This window comes from Streptomyces hundungensis, from assembly GCF_003627815.1.
Classification (GTDB): domain Bacteria; phylum Actinomycetota; class Actinomycetes; order Streptomycetales; family Streptomycetaceae; genus Streptomyces; species Streptomyces hundungensis_A.
This window is the reverse complement of the sequence record NZ_CP032698.1, coordinates 4,365,265-4,384,412: the sequence shown is the minus strand read 5'-3', so window position 1 is coordinate 4,384,412 and position 19,148 is coordinate 4,365,265. Positions and strand designations below refer to the sequence as shown.

Annotated in this window: 15 protein-coding genes, 1 tRNA gene and 2 pseudogenes; 7 read left to right on the top strand and 11 right to left on the bottom strand. The window is 69.7% G+C overall.

The window, feature by feature from the left end:
* Positions 1–29: 29 nt before the first annotated feature.
* From DWB77_RS19575 to DWB77_RS19555, 5 genes and pseudogenes are all read right to left on the bottom strand, one after another.
* Entirely contained in the window at positions 30–938 is a 909-nt protein-coding gene (locus DWB77_RS19575) for a J domain-containing protein (protein WP_120722469.1), read from the bottom strand.
* A gap of 78 nt (positions 939–1,016) precedes the next feature.
* Positions 1,017–2,483: a DUF2252 domain-containing protein gene (locus tag DWB77_RS19570; RefSeq protein WP_120722468.1), complete on the bottom strand. Its 1,467-nt coding sequence runs from the start codon at positions 2,481–2,483 to the stop codon at positions 1,017–1,019.
* Between the two features lie 269 nt (positions 2,484–2,752).
* Positions 2,753–3,427, bottom strand: coding sequence for a response regulator transcription factor (locus DWB77_RS19565; protein ID WP_174248585.1), 675 nt, complete (start codon positions 3,425–3,427; stop codon positions 2,753–2,755).
* 149 nt (positions 3,428–3,576) lie between these two features.
* Positions 3,577–5,271, bottom strand: a pseudogene (locus DWB77_RS19560) (sensor histidine kinase).
* Between the two features lie 399 nt (positions 5,272–5,670).
* Positions 5,671–5,753 (bottom strand) — tRNA-Leu (locus DWB77_RS19555).
* 387 nt (positions 5,754–6,140) lie between these two features.
* Between DWB77_RS19555 and DWB77_RS19550 the strand changes: the two genes are divergently transcribed.
* The 6 genes from DWB77_RS19550 to pknB all read left to right on the top strand — a co-directional run bounded on the left by DWB77_RS19550 (position 6,141) and on the right by pknB (position 14,267).
* Positions 6,141–6,998 (top strand): FhaA domain-containing protein, encoded by an 858-nt coding sequence (locus tag DWB77_RS19550; protein ID WP_120722467.1) that lies wholly within the window; start codon positions 6,141–6,143, stop codon positions 6,996–6,998.
* Positions 6,999–7,008: 10 nt separating this feature from the next.
* Positions 7,009–7,545, top strand: a complete 537-nt coding sequence (locus tag DWB77_RS19545) for an FHA domain-containing protein FhaB/FipA (protein ID WP_120722466.1) — start codon at positions 7,009–7,011, stop codon at positions 7,543–7,545.
* Between the two features lie 129 nt (positions 7,546–7,674).
* Positions 7,675–9,156 carry a Stp1/IreP family PP2C-type Ser/Thr phosphatase gene (locus tag DWB77_RS19540; protein WP_120722465.1) on the top strand — a complete coding sequence of 494 codons (1,482 nt, stop codon included), beginning with the start codon at positions 7,675–7,677 and terminating at the stop codon, positions 9,154–9,156.
* 26 nt (positions 9,157–9,182) lie between these two features.
* Positions 9,183–10,604 (top strand): FtsW/RodA/SpoVE family cell cycle protein, encoded by a 1,422-nt coding sequence (locus tag DWB77_RS19535; protein WP_120722464.1) that lies wholly within the window; start codon positions 9,183–9,185, stop codon positions 10,602–10,604.
* Positions 10,601–12,064, top strand: a complete 1,464-nt coding sequence (locus tag DWB77_RS19530; RefSeq protein WP_120722463.1) for a peptidoglycan D,D-transpeptidase FtsI family protein — start codon at positions 10,601–10,603, stop codon at positions 12,062–12,064. The genes DWB77_RS19535 and DWB77_RS19530 overlap by 4 nt, the downstream gene beginning before the upstream one ends.
* A gap of 187 nt (positions 12,065–12,251) precedes the next feature.
* Positions 12,252–14,267 (top strand): Stk1 family PASTA domain-containing Ser/Thr kinase, encoded by a 2,016-nt coding sequence (pknB, locus tag DWB77_RS19525; protein WP_120722462.1) that lies wholly within the window; start codon positions 12,252–12,254, stop codon positions 14,265–14,267.
* Between the two features lie 86 nt (positions 14,268–14,353).
* On the opposite strand, the gene DWB77_RS19520 is transcribed toward pknB, so the two are convergent.
* From DWB77_RS19520 to DWB77_RS19495, 6 genes and pseudogenes are all read right to left on the bottom strand, one after another.
* Positions 14,354–15,118 (bottom strand): class E sortase, encoded by a 765-nt coding sequence (locus tag DWB77_RS19520; protein ID WP_120722461.1) that lies wholly within the window; start codon positions 15,116–15,118, stop codon positions 14,354–14,356.
* Positions 15,115–16,418: pseudogene (locus DWB77_RS39630) on the bottom strand (class E sortase). Before DWB77_RS39630 ends, DWB77_RS19520 begins: the two are co-directional and overlap by 4 nt.
* Complete coding sequence (locus tag DWB77_RS19510) at positions 16,349–16,987, bottom strand: aminodeoxychorismate/anthranilate synthase component II (RefSeq protein WP_120722460.1); 639 nt, start codon at positions 16,985–16,987, stop codon at positions 16,349–16,351. Before DWB77_RS19510 ends, DWB77_RS39630 begins: the two are co-directional and overlap by 70 nt.
* Positions 16,984–17,163, bottom strand: coding sequence for a hypothetical protein (locus tag DWB77_RS19505; RefSeq protein ID WP_120722459.1), 180 nt, complete (start codon positions 17,161–17,163; stop codon positions 16,984–16,986). The genes DWB77_RS19510 and DWB77_RS19505 overlap by 4 nt, the downstream gene beginning before the upstream one ends.
* A 68-nt stretch (positions 17,164–17,231) precedes the next feature.
* On the bottom strand, positions 17,232–17,915 hold the full coding sequence (locus DWB77_RS19500) for a class E sortase (RefSeq protein ID WP_120722458.1): 684 nt from the start codon (positions 17,913–17,915) through the stop codon (positions 17,232–17,234).
* Positions 17,916–17,938: 23 nt separating this feature from the next.
* The gene (locus tag DWB77_RS19495; RefSeq protein WP_120722457.1) at positions 17,939–18,718 is read right to left on the bottom strand and encodes a DUF881 domain-containing protein; all 780 of its coding nucleotides are present in this window, start codon (positions 18,716–18,718) and stop codon (positions 17,939–17,941) included.
* A 137-nt stretch (positions 18,719–18,855) separates the two neighbouring features.
* Between DWB77_RS19495 and crgA the strand changes: the two genes are divergently transcribed.
* Positions 18,856–19,110, top strand: coding sequence for a cell division protein CrgA (crgA, locus tag DWB77_RS19490; protein ID WP_120722456.1), 255 nt, complete (start codon positions 18,856–18,858; stop codon positions 19,108–19,110).
* Positions 19,111–19,148: the final 38 nt, after the last annotated feature.

The window sequence follows — 19,148 nt, the reverse complement described above, 5'->3', positions numbered from 1 at the left end:
CTCGTACGAACCGGCAGGTCCCCCAAACGCTACTGCACCAGCTTCGCGAGCTCCGCCTCACGACCGGCCACCTCGGCCAACAGCTGCTCCGCGATCTCCTCCAGGAGCCGGTCCGGGTCGTCCGGCGCCATGCGCAGCATCGAACCGATCGCGCTGTCCTCCAGCTCCCGAGCCAACAGCGACAGCAGTTCCTTGCGCCGACTCAGCCACTCCAGACGGGCATACAGCTCGTCGCTCTCACTGGGCCCCGCCTCCGCCGGCGCCGGGCCCGCCGCCCACTCCTCGGCCAGCTCCCGCAGCAGCGCCTCGTCACCGCGGCCGTAAGCGGCGTTGACCCGGGCGATGAACTCGTCCCGCCGCTCCCGCTCCGCCTCGTCCTGCGCCAGATCCGGGTGCGCCTTGCGGGCCAGCTCGCGGTACAGCCTGCGCACCTCCTCGCTCGGCCGGACCCGCTTGGGCGGCCGCACCGGCTGGTCGGTGAGCATCGAAGCAGCCTCGGGGGACAGCCCGTCGGAGTCCATCCAGCCGTGGAAGAGTTCCTCCACCCCCGGCATGGGCATGACCGCCGCCCGCGCCTCCTGGGCCCTGCGCAGATCCTCGGGATCGCCGCTCCGCAGCGCCCTGGCCTCCGCGAGCTGCGCGTCCAGCTCGTCGAGCCGCGCATACATCGGGCCGAGCTTCTGGTGGTGCAGCCGGGAGAAGTTCTCCACCTCGACCCGGAACGTCTCCACCGCGATCTCGAACTCGATCAGCGCCTGCTCGGCCGCCCGCACCGCCCGCTCAAGCCGGGCCTCGGGCCGCTCGCCCTCCCCACCCTGCTGCGCCCCGGGCTCGCCCCCCGCACTCGGCGGCGTCTCCGGCTCGCCCCCCGCACTGGGCGGGGTGGTCTGCGGGTCCTCGTTCCGGGCAGTCGTACCGCCGGCAGCTTCGTCCGTCACCGGTCCAGCGTACGGGTGGGGGGCGGGGGCGGGGGGCCCTCCCCCCTCCCCCCGCCCCCCACCCCCCTCCTCACCCCCTCAGACCCCCACCTCCGCCGCGATGCGACCGTCCCGCACGGCGGCGGCCAGGACCGCGTGGTCGGCCTCCATGCGGTCGGCGTAGGTGACCGCGAAGGCGGCCACCGCTTCGTCAAGCTCCTCGTTCTTTCCGCAGTACCCGGCTATGAGCCGCGGATCGACGCTGTGGGCGTGCGCCCGGGCAAGCAGCGCGCCCGTCATGCGGCCGTAGTCGTCGAGCTGGTCGGCGGCGAGGGCGGCCGGATCCACGCTGCCCTTGCGGTTCCTGAACTGCCTTACCTGATAAGGGAGTTCGCCCACGGTGGTCCAGCCGAGCAGGATGTCGCTGACCACCTGCATCCGCTTCTGGCCCAACACCACACGACGGCCTTCGTGCCCGGGCTCGGGCGTCTTGAACCCGGCCTTGGCCAGATGGGGAAGGAGTGCCGACGGCCTGGCCTCCTTGACCTGGAGCACCAACGGTTCGCCCCGGTGGTCGAGGAGCAGCACCACATAGGACCGTGTTCCGACGCTCCCGGTGCCGACCACCCGGAAGGCCACGTCGTGGATGGCGTACCGGGCGAGCAGCGGTATCCGGTCCTCGGGCAGGCTGCGCAGGTAGGGCTCGAGGGAGGCGGCGACGGCGGCGGCCTCGCTGTCGGTCACGCGGCGCAGCACGGGTAGCGCGTCGACGAAGCTCCGGGTGCCGTCCTCCTTCTGTTCGGTGGCCTTCGCCGCGAAGCGTGCGCTGGTGTTGTTGCGAGCCTTCTCGGAGACCCGCTCCAAGGCGCCGGCCAGGTCGTGGGCGTCCGCGTGGGAGACGAGTTCCTCGTCGGCTATCGCGTTCCAGGCGTCGAGGACCGGCAGTTTCGCAAGCAGGCGCATGGTGCGGCGATAGGCCCCGACGGCGTCGAACGCCGCGGCCCGGCAGGTGTGTTCATCGGCGCCCGCTTCTCGGCCGGCCAGGACCAGGGAGGCGGCGAGCCGTTTCACGTCCCATTCCCAGGGGCCGGTCGCGGTTTCGTCGAAGTCGTTCAGATCGATGACGAGGTTGCCGCGTGCGTCGCCGTACAGGCCGAAGTTGGCCGCGTGTGCGTCGCCGCAGATCTGTGCGCCGACGCCGGTGACGGGCGTGCCGACGAGGTCGTGCGCCATCAGCCCCGCGGAGCCGCGCAGGAACGCGAAGGGACTTGCGGCCATGCGGCCGACTCGTATCGGCACGAGCTCGGGCACTCGGCCCGCATTGGATTCCTCCACCGCGCGGACGGCGTCCGGCCGGTCCCCCGAGAGCAGCAGCGAGTCGTGCGAGGAGCGCGGGAATCGGCTCCGCAGCGCCTTCCCCTCGGCCTTCGGCGACTCCTGTGCCCGGCGGCGCCCCGCGCCCGCCGTGTGCGCGTGGTGGGCGAAGCCGGGGACGTGAGGGATCCGTCCCCGTCCGTCCTCCGCTCCGGCCCGTGGCGCCGGAACCACCGTCTCGACCTCGCTCATCGCGTGTCGCCTCCCCCGTCTCGTGCAGCTTGGTGCGGTGCTCCCGATCGAGGTCGGGAGCTCAACTGCCCCTGACGGTACCGGCGTCGGCGGAAAGCCGTCTGCCCCTGTGGATAACTCCGCGTGACGGCCGAAAACGCAGCGCTGTTTCACGTGAAACGACGCGACTTCAACCGCACCCCCACAACCCCCACGACCCCCACAACGCCCACAGCGCCTGCGCGGCCGGCCGTGAGGCGGCCGCCCTCTGCCGCCACCGCCCCTTTGCCCTACAGCCCCGCGTCGCGGGCGAGCAGCGCTGCCTGGACCCGGTTCTCGCAGTCCAGCTTCGCCAGGATCCGGCTGACGTACGTCTTCACCGTGGCCTCGCTCATGTGGATCCGCTTGCCCGCGTCCGCGTTCGAGAGCCCCTCGCCGAGCAGGGCCAGGACGTCTCGCTCGCGCTCGGACAGGACGCCGACCCGGCGCCGCGCCTCTTCCGCGCGGGCCGCGGCCCGACCCGTTGCGAGCTGGTCGACGACGTGCCGGGTGGCGCCGGGTGAGAGGTAGGCATCGCCGGCCGCGGCCGCCCGTACCGCCCGGATCAGCTCCGCTGGGGCCGTGTCCTTGAGGAGGAATCCCGCTCCCCCGTGCTCCAGCGCGCGCAGGACGTTCTCCCGCTCGCCGAACGTCGTGAGGATGATCACCCGTGCCGCCGGTACGGTCCGGCGCAGCTCGGCCAGCGCGCTCAGCCCGTCCATCTCGGGCATCTGAATGTCGAGCAGGACCACGTCCACGTCGTGGGAGCGGGCGAGTTCGACGGCTTCACGGCCATTGGCGGCCTCCGCGACGACGTCGATCTCCCGGTCCGAGGTGAGGATCATGCGGATTCCGGCCCGGATGAGGGGCTCGTCGTCGGCGATCACCACTCTGATCTGTGGTCCCGTCACGCCCGTCACGCCCATACCCACATTCCGTTCCGCCCGCGTCCCGCGTCCATTGCGCCGCCGGGCCACCCGGGCCGACCCCGACCGTCCTGAGGACTGTCCTCAGGCCGCCGCCCGGCCATCCACCGACCGCCCCGGGCCCGTTTCCAGGCCACCTCGCGGCGCCGTCAGCGCGCCACGTCGTACGACTTCTTCTCGATCAGCTTGCCGTCCCGGAAGCAGAAGCGGAACACCGGTTCGGTCTTGAGGGTGTCGCCGGTCTCGGAGGACATCAGGACCAGGCACTAGGAGCCTTCCGGTTCCGCGGGGCCTTTTCCGGCGAGGCCTGCGATCAGCACCGTGTCACCGTCCGGCAGTTGCCGGCGGACCTCCGCCTCGGAGCTGCCGACCTTGATCTTCTCGTACTCGGGCGGGTCGATCATGCCCTTCTCGGCCGACCCGGCGAGGAAGAACAGCCCGACTCCGGCCGCGATCGCCAGCAGCACCACCGCCCCCAGGGCGATGCCGCATCCCAGCGCGACGCCACCGGTCTTGTTCCTGCCGCCCATGCCCAGCTCCTTCTCCGCGATGTTCCAGTCCACGACCGGATCACCGTCGCCGGGCGCCGCGCCGGGCGACTGCTGCCGGAAGTCGTCAAAGGTGTCGCCGAAGGTCGCGGCGTCGGCCGTCCCGTAAGGCAGTACGCCCGCGACGCGGAAGCCTCCGTCGTCGGTGGGGCCGGTGTGCACCATGCCGCCGACGAGGCGGGCCCGCTCGTGCAGTCCGGTCAGGCCCTGGCCTCCACTGACGACTTCGCCGGCCTGGTCGAGGGCGGTGCGGTCGACGACGCCGTTGACCACCTCCACGACGAAGGAGTCCGGTTCGTAGCGCAGTTCCACGGTGATGGGGGCCCCGGGCGCGTGCTTGTAGGCGTTGGTGAGGGCTTCCTGGACGATCCTGTACGCCGCATGGTCACCGGCGGCGGCCAGTGGCCGGGGGTCGCCCCCGGTGCGCAGTTCGACGGTGTTTCCGGCAGCCCGCGCGGCCGCCACCAGCGCGTGGATTCCGGCGGTGCCCCGGGCCGCGGGCTGCGCGCCGTCGGGTGCGGCGGGGGCTTCGACGCCGTCCCGCAGGATGCCGACGACCTCGCGCAGTTCGTGCATGGCGGTCACCGACGCCTGCCGCAGCACCCCGACGGCTTCGCGCTGGCGGCCGGTCAGCTCGGGGTCCACCTCCAGGGCGCCGGTGTGCACGGAGATGAGGGCCAGCTGGTGGCCGAGGCTGTCGTGCATGTCCTGGGCGATGCGCTGGCGTTCACGCAGCCGGGCCTGCCCCGCGACCATCGCGCGTTCGCGCAGCAGCTGGGCGTTGTGCTCGCGCATGGCGCGCAGCAGGGTGCGCCGCTGCGACCAGTACCGGCTGGTGAGTCCGGGTACGACGGCCACCGCCAGGAAGAACAGGGTGCTGAAGACGCCCATCAGGATGGGTTGTGGGATGGGCCACAGGGTGATGACGCCGAGCGCCTGGTAGATGACGAAGGCGCCGGTGAAGGCGGCGAGGGCCCGCCCGGCGCCGATGACGCGCCGGCCCGCCGACCAGGCCGCCACCATCAGGAGCGGCGCGGATTCCGGGGTGGTCACGGACAGGACGGTGGCCGCGAGCAGCACGGCGGTGGGCAGGGAGCGGCGCAGCAGCGACAGCAGCGCGATGCCGACGGCCACGCCCGCGACTCGTAGGGGCCCTCCGGCGAGCAGCGCGAGCGCGCCCGCCAGGAGGGCGAGCGCGAGGGCGAGCGCGGCCTCGCCGACGATCCGGCGCCGCGTCCAGGGGTCGGGCCCCTTCAGCAGGCGTCCTGCGGTCCGGGCCCTCGATGACACGTTCACGCCCGCACCCTAGGCAGCGCATGCCGTGCCGCACGGTTCTCTTTCGTCGCGCCTGGCCGCGACGAAGGTCTCCCGATGGCAGAAAGGGTCTCCGTGGAAGAAGGCGAGGAAGAAGGCGAGGTTCCGCGTGACACAAAACGCTGGGTCTGGGCACACGGACCAGGAGCGTCCCCGGCACATGTGCTGGGACACGTACCAGGTACGAGGAGTGGTGAGACGACGGAAACCACGCGAACGCCTCGGAAGTCACGGGGACACCACGGGGACACCCGGACGGAGACCACGCGGACACCCGAACGGGAGACGCTTCGGACACCCCGCGGACTTCGCGAGGTCCACAAAAACCCCGGAGACGACGGAAGCTCCGCAGATCCGGGGATCTGCGGAGCTTCCGACTTGTGCGCGAGGGGGGATTTGAACCCCCACGTCCCGAAGGACACTGGCACCTGAAGCCAGCGCGTCTGCCGTTCCGCCACTCGCGCAAGAGTGGTGTGCTGGGCTCTCTCACTTTTCGGTGCGATTGCCTGGCGACGTCGAGAAGATTAGCACGCTGGACAGGGTGGATTCACATCCGTTGTTTGCGGTGACCCTGGTGGGGAGGAGGAGGTCAGGAGAGAGGCAACCCCCGGCATGGTTACCCGCTCCTCCTGAGTGCACCCGAGGTGCGGGACACTGTCGGGAAGCCACCTCTACGATCCGTACGAGAGGTGCGTGTGAGAGGTGACACTCGTCCACAGGGCACAGAAGGGGAACCAGCCGATTTCCCGACGCGTGGATACGATCAGTAAGCAGTACCAAGAGAGCGACCCAGAGCAGAACCGGCACAACCGGCAGCAAGACCAGGACGACAACGACGGAGGAGGTGCCCCATGGGAGTCCTGAAGCGTTTCGAGCAGCGTCTCGAAGGCCTGGTCAACGGCACCTTCGCGAAGGTCTTCAAGTCCGAGGTCCAGCCCGTCGAGATCGCCGGCGCGCTCCAGCGCGAGTGCGACAACAACGCGTCGATCTGGAACCGGGACCGCACGGTCGTCCCCAACGACTTCATCGTCGAGCTGAGCGCTCCGGACTTCGAGCGGCTCAGCCCGTACTCGGGTCAGCTCGGTGACGAACTGTCCGGCCTGGTGCGTGACTACGCCAAGCAGCAGCGCTACACCTTCATGGGCCCGATCAAGGTGCACCTGGAGAAGGCCGAGGACCTGGACACCGGTCTGTACCGGGTGCGCAGCCGTACGCTCGCGTCCAGTACCGACCAGCAGGGCCCGGGCCCCGGTCCGGGCGCCGGTCAGCGTCCCGCTCCGGCGGCTCCGCAGGGCGGTCGTGGTGGCTACGGCTATCCGCCGGCCGCGGCCCCGCCCATGCCCGCTGCGCCGCCTCCGGGCCGTCCGACCGCTTCGCCCGCCGACCGCCGTCCGGCGGGTCCGGGGCCGATGCCGGGCGGCCACGGCCAAGTGCGACGCTGGATCGAGATCAATGGCACCCGCCACCAGATCTCCCGCCCGACTCTGGTCCTTGGCCGCAGCACCGATGCGGATGTGAGGATCGACGATCCCGGCGTCTCGCGCCGGCACTGTGAGATCCGGACCGGAACGCCCCCGACGATCCAGGATCTCGGGTCCACCAACGGCATCGTGGTGGACGGGCAGCACACCACCCGCGCTACGCTCCGCGACGGCTCGCGGATCGTCGTGGGCAGCACCACCATCGTTTACCGGCAAGCCGAAGGGTGAAGCGGGGGCAATGTCAGAGCTGACCCTCACGGTCATGCGGTTGGGTTTCCTCGCCGTACTGTGGCTGTTCGTCATCGTGGCCGTTCAGGTCATTCGCAGTGATCTGTTCGGAACGCGCGTCACCCAGCGCGGTTCGCGCCGGGGCAATGAGGCCAACCGGCAGCAGCAGACCGGCCGGCAGGCCGCCGCGGCCGCCGCGCCGCCGCCCCAGCGCGGCCAGCAGCAGGGGGGTGGCGGGCGGCAGCGCCGTGGCGCCCCCTCCAAGCTGGTGGTCTCCGAGGGCACCCTCACCGGCACCACGGTCGCCCTTCAGGGCCAGACCATCACGCTGGGCCGGGCGCACGATTCGACGATCGTCCTGGACGACGACTACGCGTCGAGCCGCCATGCCAGGATCTACCCGGACCGGGACGGCAATTGGATCGTCGAGGACCTCGGGTCCACCAACGGCACCTATCTGGACCGGACCCGGCTCACCACCCCGACCCCGATTCCGCTGGGCTCGCCGATCCGCATCGGCAAGACCGTCATCGAGCTGCGGAAGTAGTACGACAATGAGCGAGCGGAGCGAGCGAGCCGCGGCGGTCCTCAGGGACCGGGACGGGCTCCCGACCGGAGGGTGGGCAGTGTGGCTCGACATGACCGGCCGTACCCCGAGCCGACAGGCGAGGTGCGCATGAGTCTCTCCCTGCGTTTCGCCGCCGGATCGCACAAGGGCATGATCCGCGAGGGGAACGAGGACTCCGGCTACGCCGGTCCCCGTCTCCTGGCGATCGCCGACGGCATGGGTGGTCAGGCCGCCGGTGAGGTCGCCTCCTCCGAGGTGATCTCCACCCTGGTCACGCTCGACGACGACGTACCCGGTTCCGACATCCTGACCTCGCTCGGCACGGCCGTGCAGCGGGCCAACGACCAGTTGCGCATGATGGTCGAGGAGGATCCGCAGCTCGAGGGCATGGGCACCACGCTCACCGCTCTGCTGTGGACGGGCCAGCGCCTGGGTCTGGTGCACGTCGGTGACTCGCGGGCCTATCTGCTGCGCGACGGCGTCCTGACCCAGATCACCCAGGACCACACCTGGGTGCAGCGTCTGGTCGACGAGGGCCGCATCACCGAGGAAGAGGCCACCACACACCCCCAGCGTTCGCTCCTGATGCGTGCCCTGGGCAGTGGTGACCACGTCGAGCCCGATCTGTCGATCCGTGAAGTGCGGGCCGGGGACCGGTACTTGATCTGTTCCGACGGTCTGTCGGGGGTGGTCTCCCACCAGACGATGGAGGAGACCCTCGCCAGCTATCAGGGCCCGCAGGAGACCGTGCAGGAGCTGATCCAGCTCGCGCTGCGCGGTGGTGGCCCCGACAACATCACGGTGATCATCGCCGATGTGCTGGACGTCGACTCCGGGGACACCCTGGCGGGGCAGCTCAACGACACCCCGGTCATCGTCGGCGCGGTCGCCGAGAACCAGTTGCAGCTGAACGACGGCGGCGCCATGCAGACGCCGGCGGGCCGGGCCTCCGGGCTCGGCCGCCCCGCCCCCTCGCCCCCGGGTGGCTTCGGCCCGCCCGGCAGCGGGGAGGACGGCGGCGGCTACGGGGCCCCGCCCGAGGGCGCGTTCGGCGCGTACACGGACGAGGACTTCGTCAAGCCGCGCAGGCGTGGCAAGGGCCGCTGGATCCGGCGGTCGCTGTACATCGTGCTGGCTCTCGCGGTCGTCGGCGGCGGCCTGTACGGCGGCTACCGCTGGACGCAGACGCAGTACTTCATCGGCACCAACAGCGACGGCACTCCGCACGTGGCGCTGTATCGGGGCATCAGCCAGGACCTGGCGTGGGTGAAGCTCTCCACGGTGGAGACCGATCATCCCGAGATCGAACTCAAGTACCTCCCGCAGTACCAGCGCAACCAGATCGACTCGACGATCGCCGCGAGCAGCCTCGACAAGGCGCAGGCCAAGATCAAGGAGTTCGCGACGCAGGCGTCCGCCTGCAAGAAGGAGGAGGAGCGCCGGGCCACCGAGGGCAACAACGTCCAGAAGCCCGGCACGGGCGCCACCAGCGCCCCGTCCAACAAGACCGCCACCACCGCATCTCCCACACCCGGCCCCAGTTTCTCGGAGGACGAGCAGAAGCTGGTCTCGCAGTGCGGTAAGCAGTAGGCAGCCGTAGGGGGCCTTTCCACACCATGAGCGTTGTCACCAACACCACCACCATTGGCGCGATCGAAGCACCGAGCCGCCGCAACACCGAGCTGGCCCTGCTGATCTTCGCGGTGGCCATCCCGGTGTTCGCGTACGCCAACGTGGGGCTTGCCATGACCGGCAAGCTTCCCTCCGGCATGCTCGGATACGGTCTGGGCCTCGGCCTGATGGCGGGTGTGGCGCACTTGGTGGTGCGCAAGTTCGCCCGGTACGCCGATCCGTTGCTGCTGCCACTCGCGACGCTGCTCAACGGGCTCGGCCTGGTGCTGATCTGGCGGCTCGACCAGTCGCCGCGGCTGATCCAGCGCGCCAAGGGCGCCTGGGGCAAGTTCTCTCCGGACGCCCCCCACCAGTTGCTCTACACCGCGATCGGTGTGGCCCTGTTCATCGGCGTCCTGCTGCTGCTCAAGGACCACCGCATCCTTCAGCGCTATACCTACATCTCGATGGCGGTGGCGCTGTTCCTGCTGGTGCTGCCGATGTTCTTCCCCGCCGTCAACGGCGCGAAGATCTGGATCTCGATCCCCGGCCTCGGCACCATCCAGCCCGGCGAGTTCGCGAAGATCATCATCGCGATCTTCTTCTCCGGCTATCTGATGGTGAAGCGGGACGCGCTGGCGCTGGCCAGCCGCCGCTTCATGGGCCTGTATCTGCCGCGCGGCCGCGACCTCGGGCCGATCCTGGTGATCTGGGCGCTGTCGATCCTGATCCTGGTCTTCGAGACCGACCTCGGTACCTCGCTGCTGTTCTTCGGCCTGTTCGTCGTGATGTTGTACGTGGCCACCGAGCGCACCAGCTGGATCGTGTTCGGCCTGGTGATGTCGGCGGTCGGCGCGGTCGCGGTGGCCTCGTTCGAGCCGCACGTCCAGTCGCGTGTGAACGCCTGGCTCGACCCGTTCGCCTGCTACAAGACCGACAAGACCGGCGCCTGCCAGCAGATCGGCGACGCGATCATGTCGTTCGGCTCCGGCGGCACCCTCGGCACCGGGCTCGGCCAGGGCAACTCCGACCTCATCGGCTTCGCCGCCAACGCCGACTTCATCCTCTCCACCGTCGGTGAGGAGCTCGGCCTGGCCGGGATGATGGCGCTGCTGCTGCTGTACGGCCTGATCGTGGAGCGGGGCGTGCGCACCGCGCTCGCCGCCCGCGACCCGTTCGGCAAGCTGCTCGCGATCGGCCTGTCCGGCGCGTTCGCGCTCCAGGTGTTCGTCGTCGCCGGCGGCGTGATGGGCCTGATCCCGCTGACCGGTATGACGATGCCGTTCGTCGCGCAGGGTGGTTCCTCCGTCATCGCCAACTGGGCGCTGATCGGCATCCTGATCCGGATCAGCGACACCGCTCGCCGCCCCGCCCCGGCCCCCGCCCCGTCCTCCGACGCCGAGATGACCCAGGTGGTCCGCCCGTGAACAAGCCCCTGCGCCGGATCGCGATCTTCTGCGGACTGCTCGTCCTCTCGCTGATGATCCGCGACAACTGGCTCCAGTACGTGCGTGCCGACGAGCTGAACGCGCACAAGTACAACCGCCGCGTCCAGATCGAGCGCTTCGCCCATGAGCGCGGCAACATCATCACGGCCGACGGGCAGACGATCACCGGCTCCGCCGAGTCGACGGGCACCGACTTCAAGTACAAGCGGGTCTGGAAGGACGGCGCCATGTGGTCGCCGGTCACCGGGTACGCCTCGCAGATCTTCGACGCCACCCAGCTGGAGAAGATCGAGGACGGCATCCTGTCCGGCACCGACAACCGGCTCTTCTTCGACCGGACGCTGTCGATGTTCACCGGCGAGAAGAAGCAGGGCGGCAATGTCGTCACCACCCTGAACAGCGCCGCCCAGAAGGCCGCCTTCGAGGGCCTCGGCGACAAGAAGGGCGCGGTCGCGGCCATCAACCCGCAGACCGGCGCCATCCTCGCGCTGGCCTCCACCCCCTCGTACGACCCGTCGGTGTTCGCGGGCAGCAGCAACAAGGACAGCAAGGCGTACAAGACGCTGCTCGACGACAAGAACGAGCCCATGCTGAACCGGGCGCTGCGCCAGACCTATCCGCCCGGCTCGACCTTCAAGGTGGTCACCGCCGCCGCGGCGCTGGAGAACGGCCTGTACTCCGGGATCGACGAGCCGACGAAGTCGCCGGTGCCGTACATCCTGCCGGACACCGCCAACCAGCCGCTGAACAACGAAGGCCCCATCCCCTGCGAGAACGCCACGCTCAAGGTGGCTCTCCAGTACTCCTGCAACACCGTCTTCGGCAAGATCAGCGCCGACCTGGGCAACGAGAAGATGAAGACCGAGGCCGAGAAGTTCGGCTTCAACAAGCAGATCTTCAACCCGGTGCGCACCGACGCCAGCATCTACCCGAAGGACAACCGCCCGCAGAACGCCATGGCGGGCATCGGGCAGGCCTCCAACCGTGCGACCCCGCTCCAGATGGCCATGGTCGCCTCCGCCGTCGCCAATGACGGCAAGCTGATGAAGCCGTACATGGTCGACCAGCTCCAGGCGCCCAACGTGGACGTGCTCTCCAAGACCCAGCCGGAGCAGATGAGCCAGCCGCTGTCGGCCGCCAACGCCCAGAAACTCCAGAAGATGATGGAGTTCGTGGTCACCGACGGCACCGGCAAGGCGGGGCAGATCCCCGGCGTGACCGTCGGCGGCAAGACCGGTACCGCCCAGCACGGTGTGAACAACAAGGACAACCCGTACGCCTGGTTCATCTCCTACGCCAAGACCGACAACGGCTCCCCGGTCGCGGTCGCCGTGGTGATCGAAGGCTCCGACACGACCCGTGACGACATCGCGGGCGGCAAGCTCGCCGCTCCCATCGCCAAGAACGTCATGAAGGCGGTACTCGACGGCAAGAAGTGACCGGGCTGTTTCACGTGAAACGCTCGCCCGTTTCACGTGAAACATCACACGTGCCCTGTACCGGTCCGGTATCAGGTGACGGTCGCGAGCTGATCGGCTCGCGGTGCCCGGTAGCGTATGCGCGAACAGCACACCGCCGGACCACCCATGGGTACGGTCGGGACAGACGGAGAGGGCTGGATTAGCTATGGAAGAGCCGCGTCGCCTCGGCGGGCGGTACGAGCTGGGCCAGGTGCTCGGCCGTGGTGGCATGGCGGAGGTCTACCTCGCGCACGACACCCGGCTCGGCCGCACCGTCGCCGTGAAGACGCTGCGGGCCGACCTCGCCCGCGACCCGTCCTTCCAGGCCCGGTTCCGCCGTGAGGCCCAGTCGGCCGCCTCGCTCAACCACCCGGCGATCGTCGCTGTCTATGACACGGGCGAGGACTACGTCGACAACGTCTCCATCCCGTACATCGTGATGGAGTACGTCGACGGCTCGACCCTGCGTGAGCTGCTGCACTCCGGGCGCAAGCTGCTGCCCGAGCGCACGCTGGAAATGACCATCGGCATCCTCCAGGCCCTCGAGTACTCGCACCGCAACGGGATCGTCCACCGCGACATCAAGCCGGCGAACGTCATGCTGACGCGCACCGGCCAGGTCAAGGTCATGGACTTCGGCATCGCCCGCGCCATGGGCGACTCCGGCATGACGATGACCCAGACCGCGGCCGTCATCGGCACCGCCCAGTACCTCTCCCCGGAGCAGGCCAAGGGCGAGCAGGTCGACGCGCGCAGCGACCTCTACTCCACGGGCTGTCTGCTGTACGAGCTGCTCACCGTCCGGCCCCCCTTCGTCGGGGACTCGCCGGTCGCGGTGGCCTACCAGCACGTACGCGAGGAGCCGCAGGCCCCCTCGAACTTCGACTCCGAGATCACGCCCGAGATGGACGCCATCGTCCTGAAGGCGCTGGTCAAGGACCCGGCCTACCGCTACCAGTCGGCCGACGAGATGCGTGCCGACATCGAGGCCTACCTCGACGGCCAGCCCGTCGCCGCGACCGCCACCCTGGGAGCTGTGGGGTACGGCGGCGGGTACGACGGCTATGGCAACGACCAGCCGACCACCGCGCTGCGTCACGCCGACCCGGGCGCCGGCCAGACCTCGATGCTGCCGCCGGTCAACCCCGACGACGGCGGCTACGGCTATGACGACCGGCCCGACCGGCGCCGCCAGAAGAAGTCCCACACCTCGACGGTGCTGCTGATCCTGGCGGGCGTCCTGGTGCTGGTCGGCGCGATCCTGATCGGCAAGGCGGTGTTCAGCAACAGCGCCGACAGCAGCTCGATGGACGTGCCCCAGCTGGTGGGCAGCAGTCAGGGCGACGCCGAGAAGCTGGCGATCAACGCCGGCGTCAAGATGTCCGTCACCAAGAACGAGCCGTGTGCGGACCAGCCCAAGGGCAACATCTGCACCCAGTCTCCGGCCAGCGGCACCATGAAGAAGGGCGAGACGATCTTGGTCACCGTCTCCACGGGCGCGCCCAAGATCGAGGTCCCGGACGTCACGCAGAAGGACAAGGACAGCGCGACCCAGCTGCTCCAGAACAAGGGCTTCCAGGTGAAGACCAAGGAGGTCGAGTCCAGCTCGACTCCGGGCACGGTCGACAAGCAGGACCCGGCGGGCGGCTCGCAGGCGGAGAAGAACTCGACGGTCACGCTCACGATCGCCAAGAAGCAGACCGTGAACCTGCCCGATGTGACGGGCAAGGACTACACGTCCGCGCTCGCGCAGCTCAACAGCGTCGGCTTCACCAATGTGGTCCGCCAGAACGTGGACGACCAGAGCCCGCTGGACCAGGTCGTCTCGATGTCCCCGAACGGCAACACCAGCCAGTCCAAGGACGTCCAGATCACCCTGAAGGTCTCCAAGGGCCCGCAGTCGCAGACACCGCCGACACCGCCGGGGCAGGTGGCGATTCCGCAGGGCCTGAACGGGATGACGGTGAAGAAGGCCACGCAGACACTCAACGGCGCGGGCTTCAACAACATCCAGTTCACGCCGGGCAGTTCGGACGACGGCAAGGCGCGGGTCGTGATGGTCACGCCCAACTCGGGCACCATGGCCGATCCCAACCAGCCCGTCACCCTGACCACCATGCGCGCCGGCGACAACGGTGGCCCGGTGTTCTTCGGCGGGCCTTCGGGCTCACCACAGGACTGACTCTCCCCACCGCGCGTGGCACTGAGCCCCGGCCCCCTCACAGGGTGCCTGGGCTCAGTGCCGTACGGGATCGGTCTCGGGGCCCGCTAGCGCAGCTCGGCGGGCGGGGTGCGCCGGGTGTCGACCTTCTCGGTGCGCACCAGCTCGCCCCACACGATGTAGCGGTATTTCGAGGTGTAGACGGGGGTGCACGTCGTCAGGGTGATGTACGGGCCGGGCTTCTTGGCACCCGAGCCTTTCGGGACCGGCTGGAGCACGTCGACGTTGTACTTCGAGGTCTCGGGCAGCTCGGCGAACACCTTGTAGACGTACCAGGTGTCCCTGGTCTCGAAGACGATCGGGTCGCCGTCCTTCAGCTTGTCGATGTTGTGGAACTTGGCGCCGTGGCCGTCGCGGTGGGCGGCGAGCGTGAAGTTGCCGGTCTTGGCCGCGCCGGGAAGCGAGGCCTTGACCGGGTCCGTGTAGTAGCCGGCCACCCCGCCGTTGAGGACGTCGGTGTCCGTGCCCTTCTTGACGAGCACCTCGCCGTTCTTCATCGCCGGGACGTGCAGGAAGCCGATGCCGCCCTTGGTGTCGAGCGCGCCGGGGCCCGTGGAGGCCGCCCAGCCGCGGCGCACGCTGTCGCTCTGCGCGGACGCCTCGCGGTCGGCCATGACATTGGTCCACCACAGCGAGTAGACGACGAACAGGCCCAGCAACAGGCCGGCGGTGATGAGGAGTTCACCGAAGACGCTGACGGCGGTGGCGATGGCGCCCCCGCGCGGGGCCGGGGTCGGCCCGGACTCCCCGGTCCGCTCCTCGTGGTCGGTTCCCGTCGCCACCGCACCCGCCCCTGCTGTCCGTTCGGTCATCCCACGAGCGCGTCGGGCTTGCCCTTGCTGCGCGGTCGGTCGTCGACCATCTTGCCCCACACGATCAATCGGTAGGTACTCGTGAATTCCGGCGTGCAGGTCGTCAGCGTCAGATAGCGGCCCGGCTTGGTGAACCCCGAGCCCGCGGGGATCGGCTTCAGCACCGACACATTGGACGGCGGAGTCTGCGGCAGCTCGCTGGTGATCTCGTAGGTGTAGTACGCGTCCTGCGTCTCGACGACGACCTTGTCGCCGGCCTTCAGCCGGTTGATGTAGCGAAACGGCTCGCCGTGGGTGTTGCGGTGGGCCGCCACCGCGAAGTTGCCGGTCGCGTCGGAGGGCATCGCCGTCTTGAGGCCGGCCTCGTCGTAGTGGCCGATCATGCCCTTGTCGAGGACCTTCGCCTTGCTGGTGCCCTGCGCGATCGGGGCGACGACGTCGAGTTTGGGGATGTGCATGAGGGCGAATCCCTCGCCCGGCGCGAACGCGCCCGGCTTGCGGCCGTCCGCCCAGTCCTGCGCGATCTTCTTGGCGGCGCTGCCCGCCTCCTGGTGGGCGCGGACATTGGTCCACCACAGCTGGTACGTCACGAACAGGAGCATCACCACGCCCAGCGTGATGAACGCTTCGCCCAGCACCCGGCTGGCTATCACCGCGGCGCTGTCCTTGCGCGCCTTCGCCGCCCGTCGCGCCTCGGCCCGGGTCAACCGCCGCCCGTCCGGCGCGGCAGCGGGGGCGGGAGGGGGTGCGGGGGCCGCGCGCCCTCTGCCTTTGGCCGCTCTGCGCCGCTCGGCGCGCCCGCCGGTGGCCGGGGGACGGCCGTGGCCGGGGGGACAGCCCCCGCATCGGTCAGGGGTATCGCGGCCGTGGCCGGTCCGGCCGGGCCGGTTGTCGGCCCTGGTGCGGCCATCGGCTCGGGTGCGGCCATCGGCTCCGGGGCGGGTGCGGGTGTGGGTGCGGGATACCAGTCCTGGCCAGGGGCCACAGGGCCCGGCCCGGGCCACTCCTGGGGCGTCGGCGCGGGCCCGGACTCGTACCACTCCTGGGAGGCCGCCACCGGCTCCCGCACGGGCTCGTACCCCGGCCGGTCCACGGGCTCGTATCCGGGCTCCTGTGCGGGGGCTGACGGCTGGGGCGGCAGGTTGCCGGACCGGAACCAGGGCGATGCGTGCCCACCCGGTGGCAGGGGGTCCGTCAGCGGGTCGTACTCGTGCTCCGGGCGGGCCGAAGTCACGCCGCGGCCTTGCCCACCACCGGCGCGAGCCCCGCGGAGCGCCCGACGGCCCCCGCGTCCCCGCATCGCACCAGCCAGTTGGCCAGCATCCGGTGGCCGTGCTCGGTGAGCACCGACTCCGGGTGGAACTGAACGCCCTCCACCGGCAGTTCACGGTGGCGCAGCCCCATGATGATGCCGTCCTCGGTGCGCGCGGTGACCTCGAGCTCGCCCGGCAGGGTGGCCGGCTCGGCGGCCAGCGAGTGGTAGCGGGTCGCCGTGAAGGGGGAGGGAAGGCCCGAGAAGACACCGGTGCCCTCGTGCAGCACCGGGGACGTCTTGCCATGCAGCAGTTCGGGGGCCCGCCCCACGACACCGCCGTACGCGACCATCATCGACTGCATACCGAGACAGACGCCGAAGACGGGGACACCGGTTGCGGCGCAGTGGCGCACCATGTCGACGCAGATGCCCGCCTGTTCGGGTGCGCCGGGCCCGGGGGAGAGCAGAACGCCGTCGAAGCCTTCCTGGGCATGGCCCAGGGAGACCTCGTCGTTGCGGACGACCTCGCACTCGGCGCCGAGCTGGTACAGGTACTGGACGAGGTTGAAGACGAAGCTGTCGTAGTTGTCGACCACGAGAATGCGCGCGTTCACCGGGCTGTCGTCCCCATTCCCTGGTCCACCGTCACGTCGTTGAACGGGAGCAGCGGCTCCGCCCACGGGAAGACGTACTGGAAGAGCACGTAGACGATCACGAGCACCATCGCGAGCGAGATCAACGCCCGCAGCCACGCGTTGCCCGGCAGATGCCGCCAGATCCAGCCGTACATGCGGTCCCCGCTGTCCCTTCCGACGATCGTTACGGCACCAGACTAAGGGGCCGGACTGTGCAGTGGGGTCAGCCGTCCAAAGCCGCGGGTTCGCCCCGCGTCACGGGCTGCGTGGCCTCCAGGTGTCCCCAGGCGATCAGCCGGTGGCTGCTGCCCCACTCCGGGTCGCAGGTGGTGAGGGTGAGATAGCGGCCCGGGGCGCGGAACGGCGACTTGGCGGGGACGGGATCGATGACGCCGATGTCACCGGGCACGGTCCGGTACGGCCTGTTGTCGAGGCGGTAGGTGTACCAGGTGGTGTCGTCCCGCAGCACGACCGCGTCGCCGGGCCGCAGGTCGGGGAAGTCCTTGAACGGGTCGCCGTAGGTGCGCCGGTGGCCCGCCACCGAGAAGTTGCCCTGCTGCCCGAGCCGGGTGGTGTTGGCGTAGTGGCCGAGGCCCTTCTGGAGGTCCTTGACGGCGGTGCCTTCGAGGACCGGTTTGTGCCAGTCCTTGCCGAGCCGGGGCACGTACATGACGGCGAAGGAGCGGCCTTCGGCATAGGGGGGCGCGGGCGCGGCCTTCTGCGGGGCCGCGGGGCGGGGCGGCGGGCTCTGGGCCCACCGCGCGGTGAGGCCGCTGATCTGGTCGCCGGCCGCGTGGTCGGCCTTCACCCCGGTCCAGTACAGGAGGTAGGCGACGAACAGGACGATCAGGGCGCCGACGGTGATGCACAGTTCGCTGAGGGACCGGACGAGGACCCGCACGGACATCGGCGGTGCCTCCTCCCGCGCCGCTACTGCACCGGTTTCGCGTAGTGGAGATCCACTGTGCCCGAGTAGGCGGCGAGAGTCATCGTCCTGTGCTCGTCGACTTTCCAGCCGAGCCCGTAGGCCTTCACATACAGCTGGTAGTTCTGGATCGCCTTGGAGGCGCCCAGCGCCCCGCGCAGCTTGCCGGTGTCCCCGACGGCGGTGATCTTGTACGGGGGCGAGTAGACGCGGCCCTGGAGGATGAGGGTGTTGCCGACGCAGCGCACCGCGCTGGTGGCGATCAGACGCTGGTCCATGACCTGGATGCCCTGGGCGCCGCCCTGCCACAGCGCGTTGACCACGGCCTGGAGGTCCTGCTGGTGGATGACGAGGTCGTTGGCCTGCGGAGCGGGGTAGCCGGGGGCCGCGGTGGCGTTGGGCGGGGCGTCGTTGAGCGTGACGCTCAGGCCCTTTCCGGAGACCGGGGCGGTGCCCGAGGCGTCCTTGAGGGCGTTGAGGAGCTGGTCCTGGGCCTTGGTGGAGCCGTCGTCGCGCTGGGCGAGCGCGTCCACCTCGCCGCGCAGGGTCGCGGTGGTGTCGCCGAGTTCCTTGTTCTTGTGGTCGCGCTGCTTGATGAGGTCCGACAGCTTCAACAGGGAGGCGTCCGTACGGATGTTGGTGCCCTTGGCCGTGTTGAAGCTCGTGACGAAGATGAGGCCGGCGAGCGCGAAGGCGGCGGCGGAGAGCAGCCGTACCGGCCGGGCGCGCGGGCGCCGCGGGGGCTGCTCAAGGACCCCGCCGGGGGAGTCGGCAGAATTGCTCAACGTACCCTTATCTCCTTCGACGCCACGGAAGCACTACGCTAACGGACGCTTGGGGGAGGCCTCCCCCGCAGCCCCGTCCCCCGGCGCCGCCACAGTTCCCTGCGCGGTCACGCAGCGCATCGACAGGAGAGTCCCTCGTGCCGAAGTCACGTATCCGCAAGAAGGCCGATTTCACGCCGCCGCCCACGAAGCAGGCGACCGCCATCAAACTGGGCAACCGCAGTTGGGTTGCCCCGGTGATGCTGGCGTTCTTCCTCATCGGGCTGGCCTGGATCGTCCTCTTCTATGTGACCGAGGGGGATCTGCCGCTCAAGTCGCTCGGGAACTGGAACATCGTCGTCGGTTTCGGCTTCATCGCGGGTGGCTTCGGCGTCTCCACGCAGTGGAAGTAGCGCTTCGACCCCAGCGCGATCCGAGGCCGAAAGCAAGC

Coding starts and splice junctions, on each gene's coding strand:
- DWB77_RS19570 (WP_120722468.1), bottom strand. CDS start 2,483: ATGAGCGAGGTCGAGACGGTGGTTCCGGCGCCACGGGCCGGAGCGGAG.
- DWB77_RS19565 (WP_174248585.1), bottom strand. CDS start 3,427: ATGGGCGTGACGGGCGTGACGGGACCACAGATCAGAGTGGTGATCGCC.
- DWB77_RS19550 (WP_120722467.1), top strand. CDS start 6,141: ATGGGAGTCCTGAAGCGTTTCGAGCAGCGTCTCGAAGGCCTGGTCAAC.
- DWB77_RS19545 (WP_120722466.1), top strand. CDS start 7,009: ATGTCAGAGCTGACCCTCACGGTCATGCGGTTGGGTTTCCTCGCCGTA.
- DWB77_RS19540 (WP_120722465.1), top strand. CDS start 7,675: ATGAGTCTCTCCCTGCGTTTCGCCGCCGGATCGCACAAGGGCATGATC.
- DWB77_RS19535 (WP_120722464.1), top strand. CDS start 9,183: ATGAGCGTTGTCACCAACACCACCACCATTGGCGCGATCGAAGCACCG.
- pknB (WP_120722462.1), top strand. CDS start 12,252: ATGGAAGAGCCGCGTCGCCTCGGCGGGCGGTACGAGCTGGGCCAGGTG.
- DWB77_RS19520 (WP_120722461.1), bottom strand. CDS start 15,118: ATGACCGAACGGACAGCAGGGGCGGGTGCGGTGGCGACGGGAACCGAC.
- DWB77_RS19505 (WP_120722459.1), bottom strand. CDS start 17,163: ATGTACGGCTGGATCTGGCGGCATCTGCCGGGCAACGCGTGGCTGCGG.
- DWB77_RS19500 (WP_120722458.1), bottom strand. CDS start 17,915: ATGTCCGTGCGGGTCCTCGTCCGGTCCCTCAGCGAACTGTGCATCACC.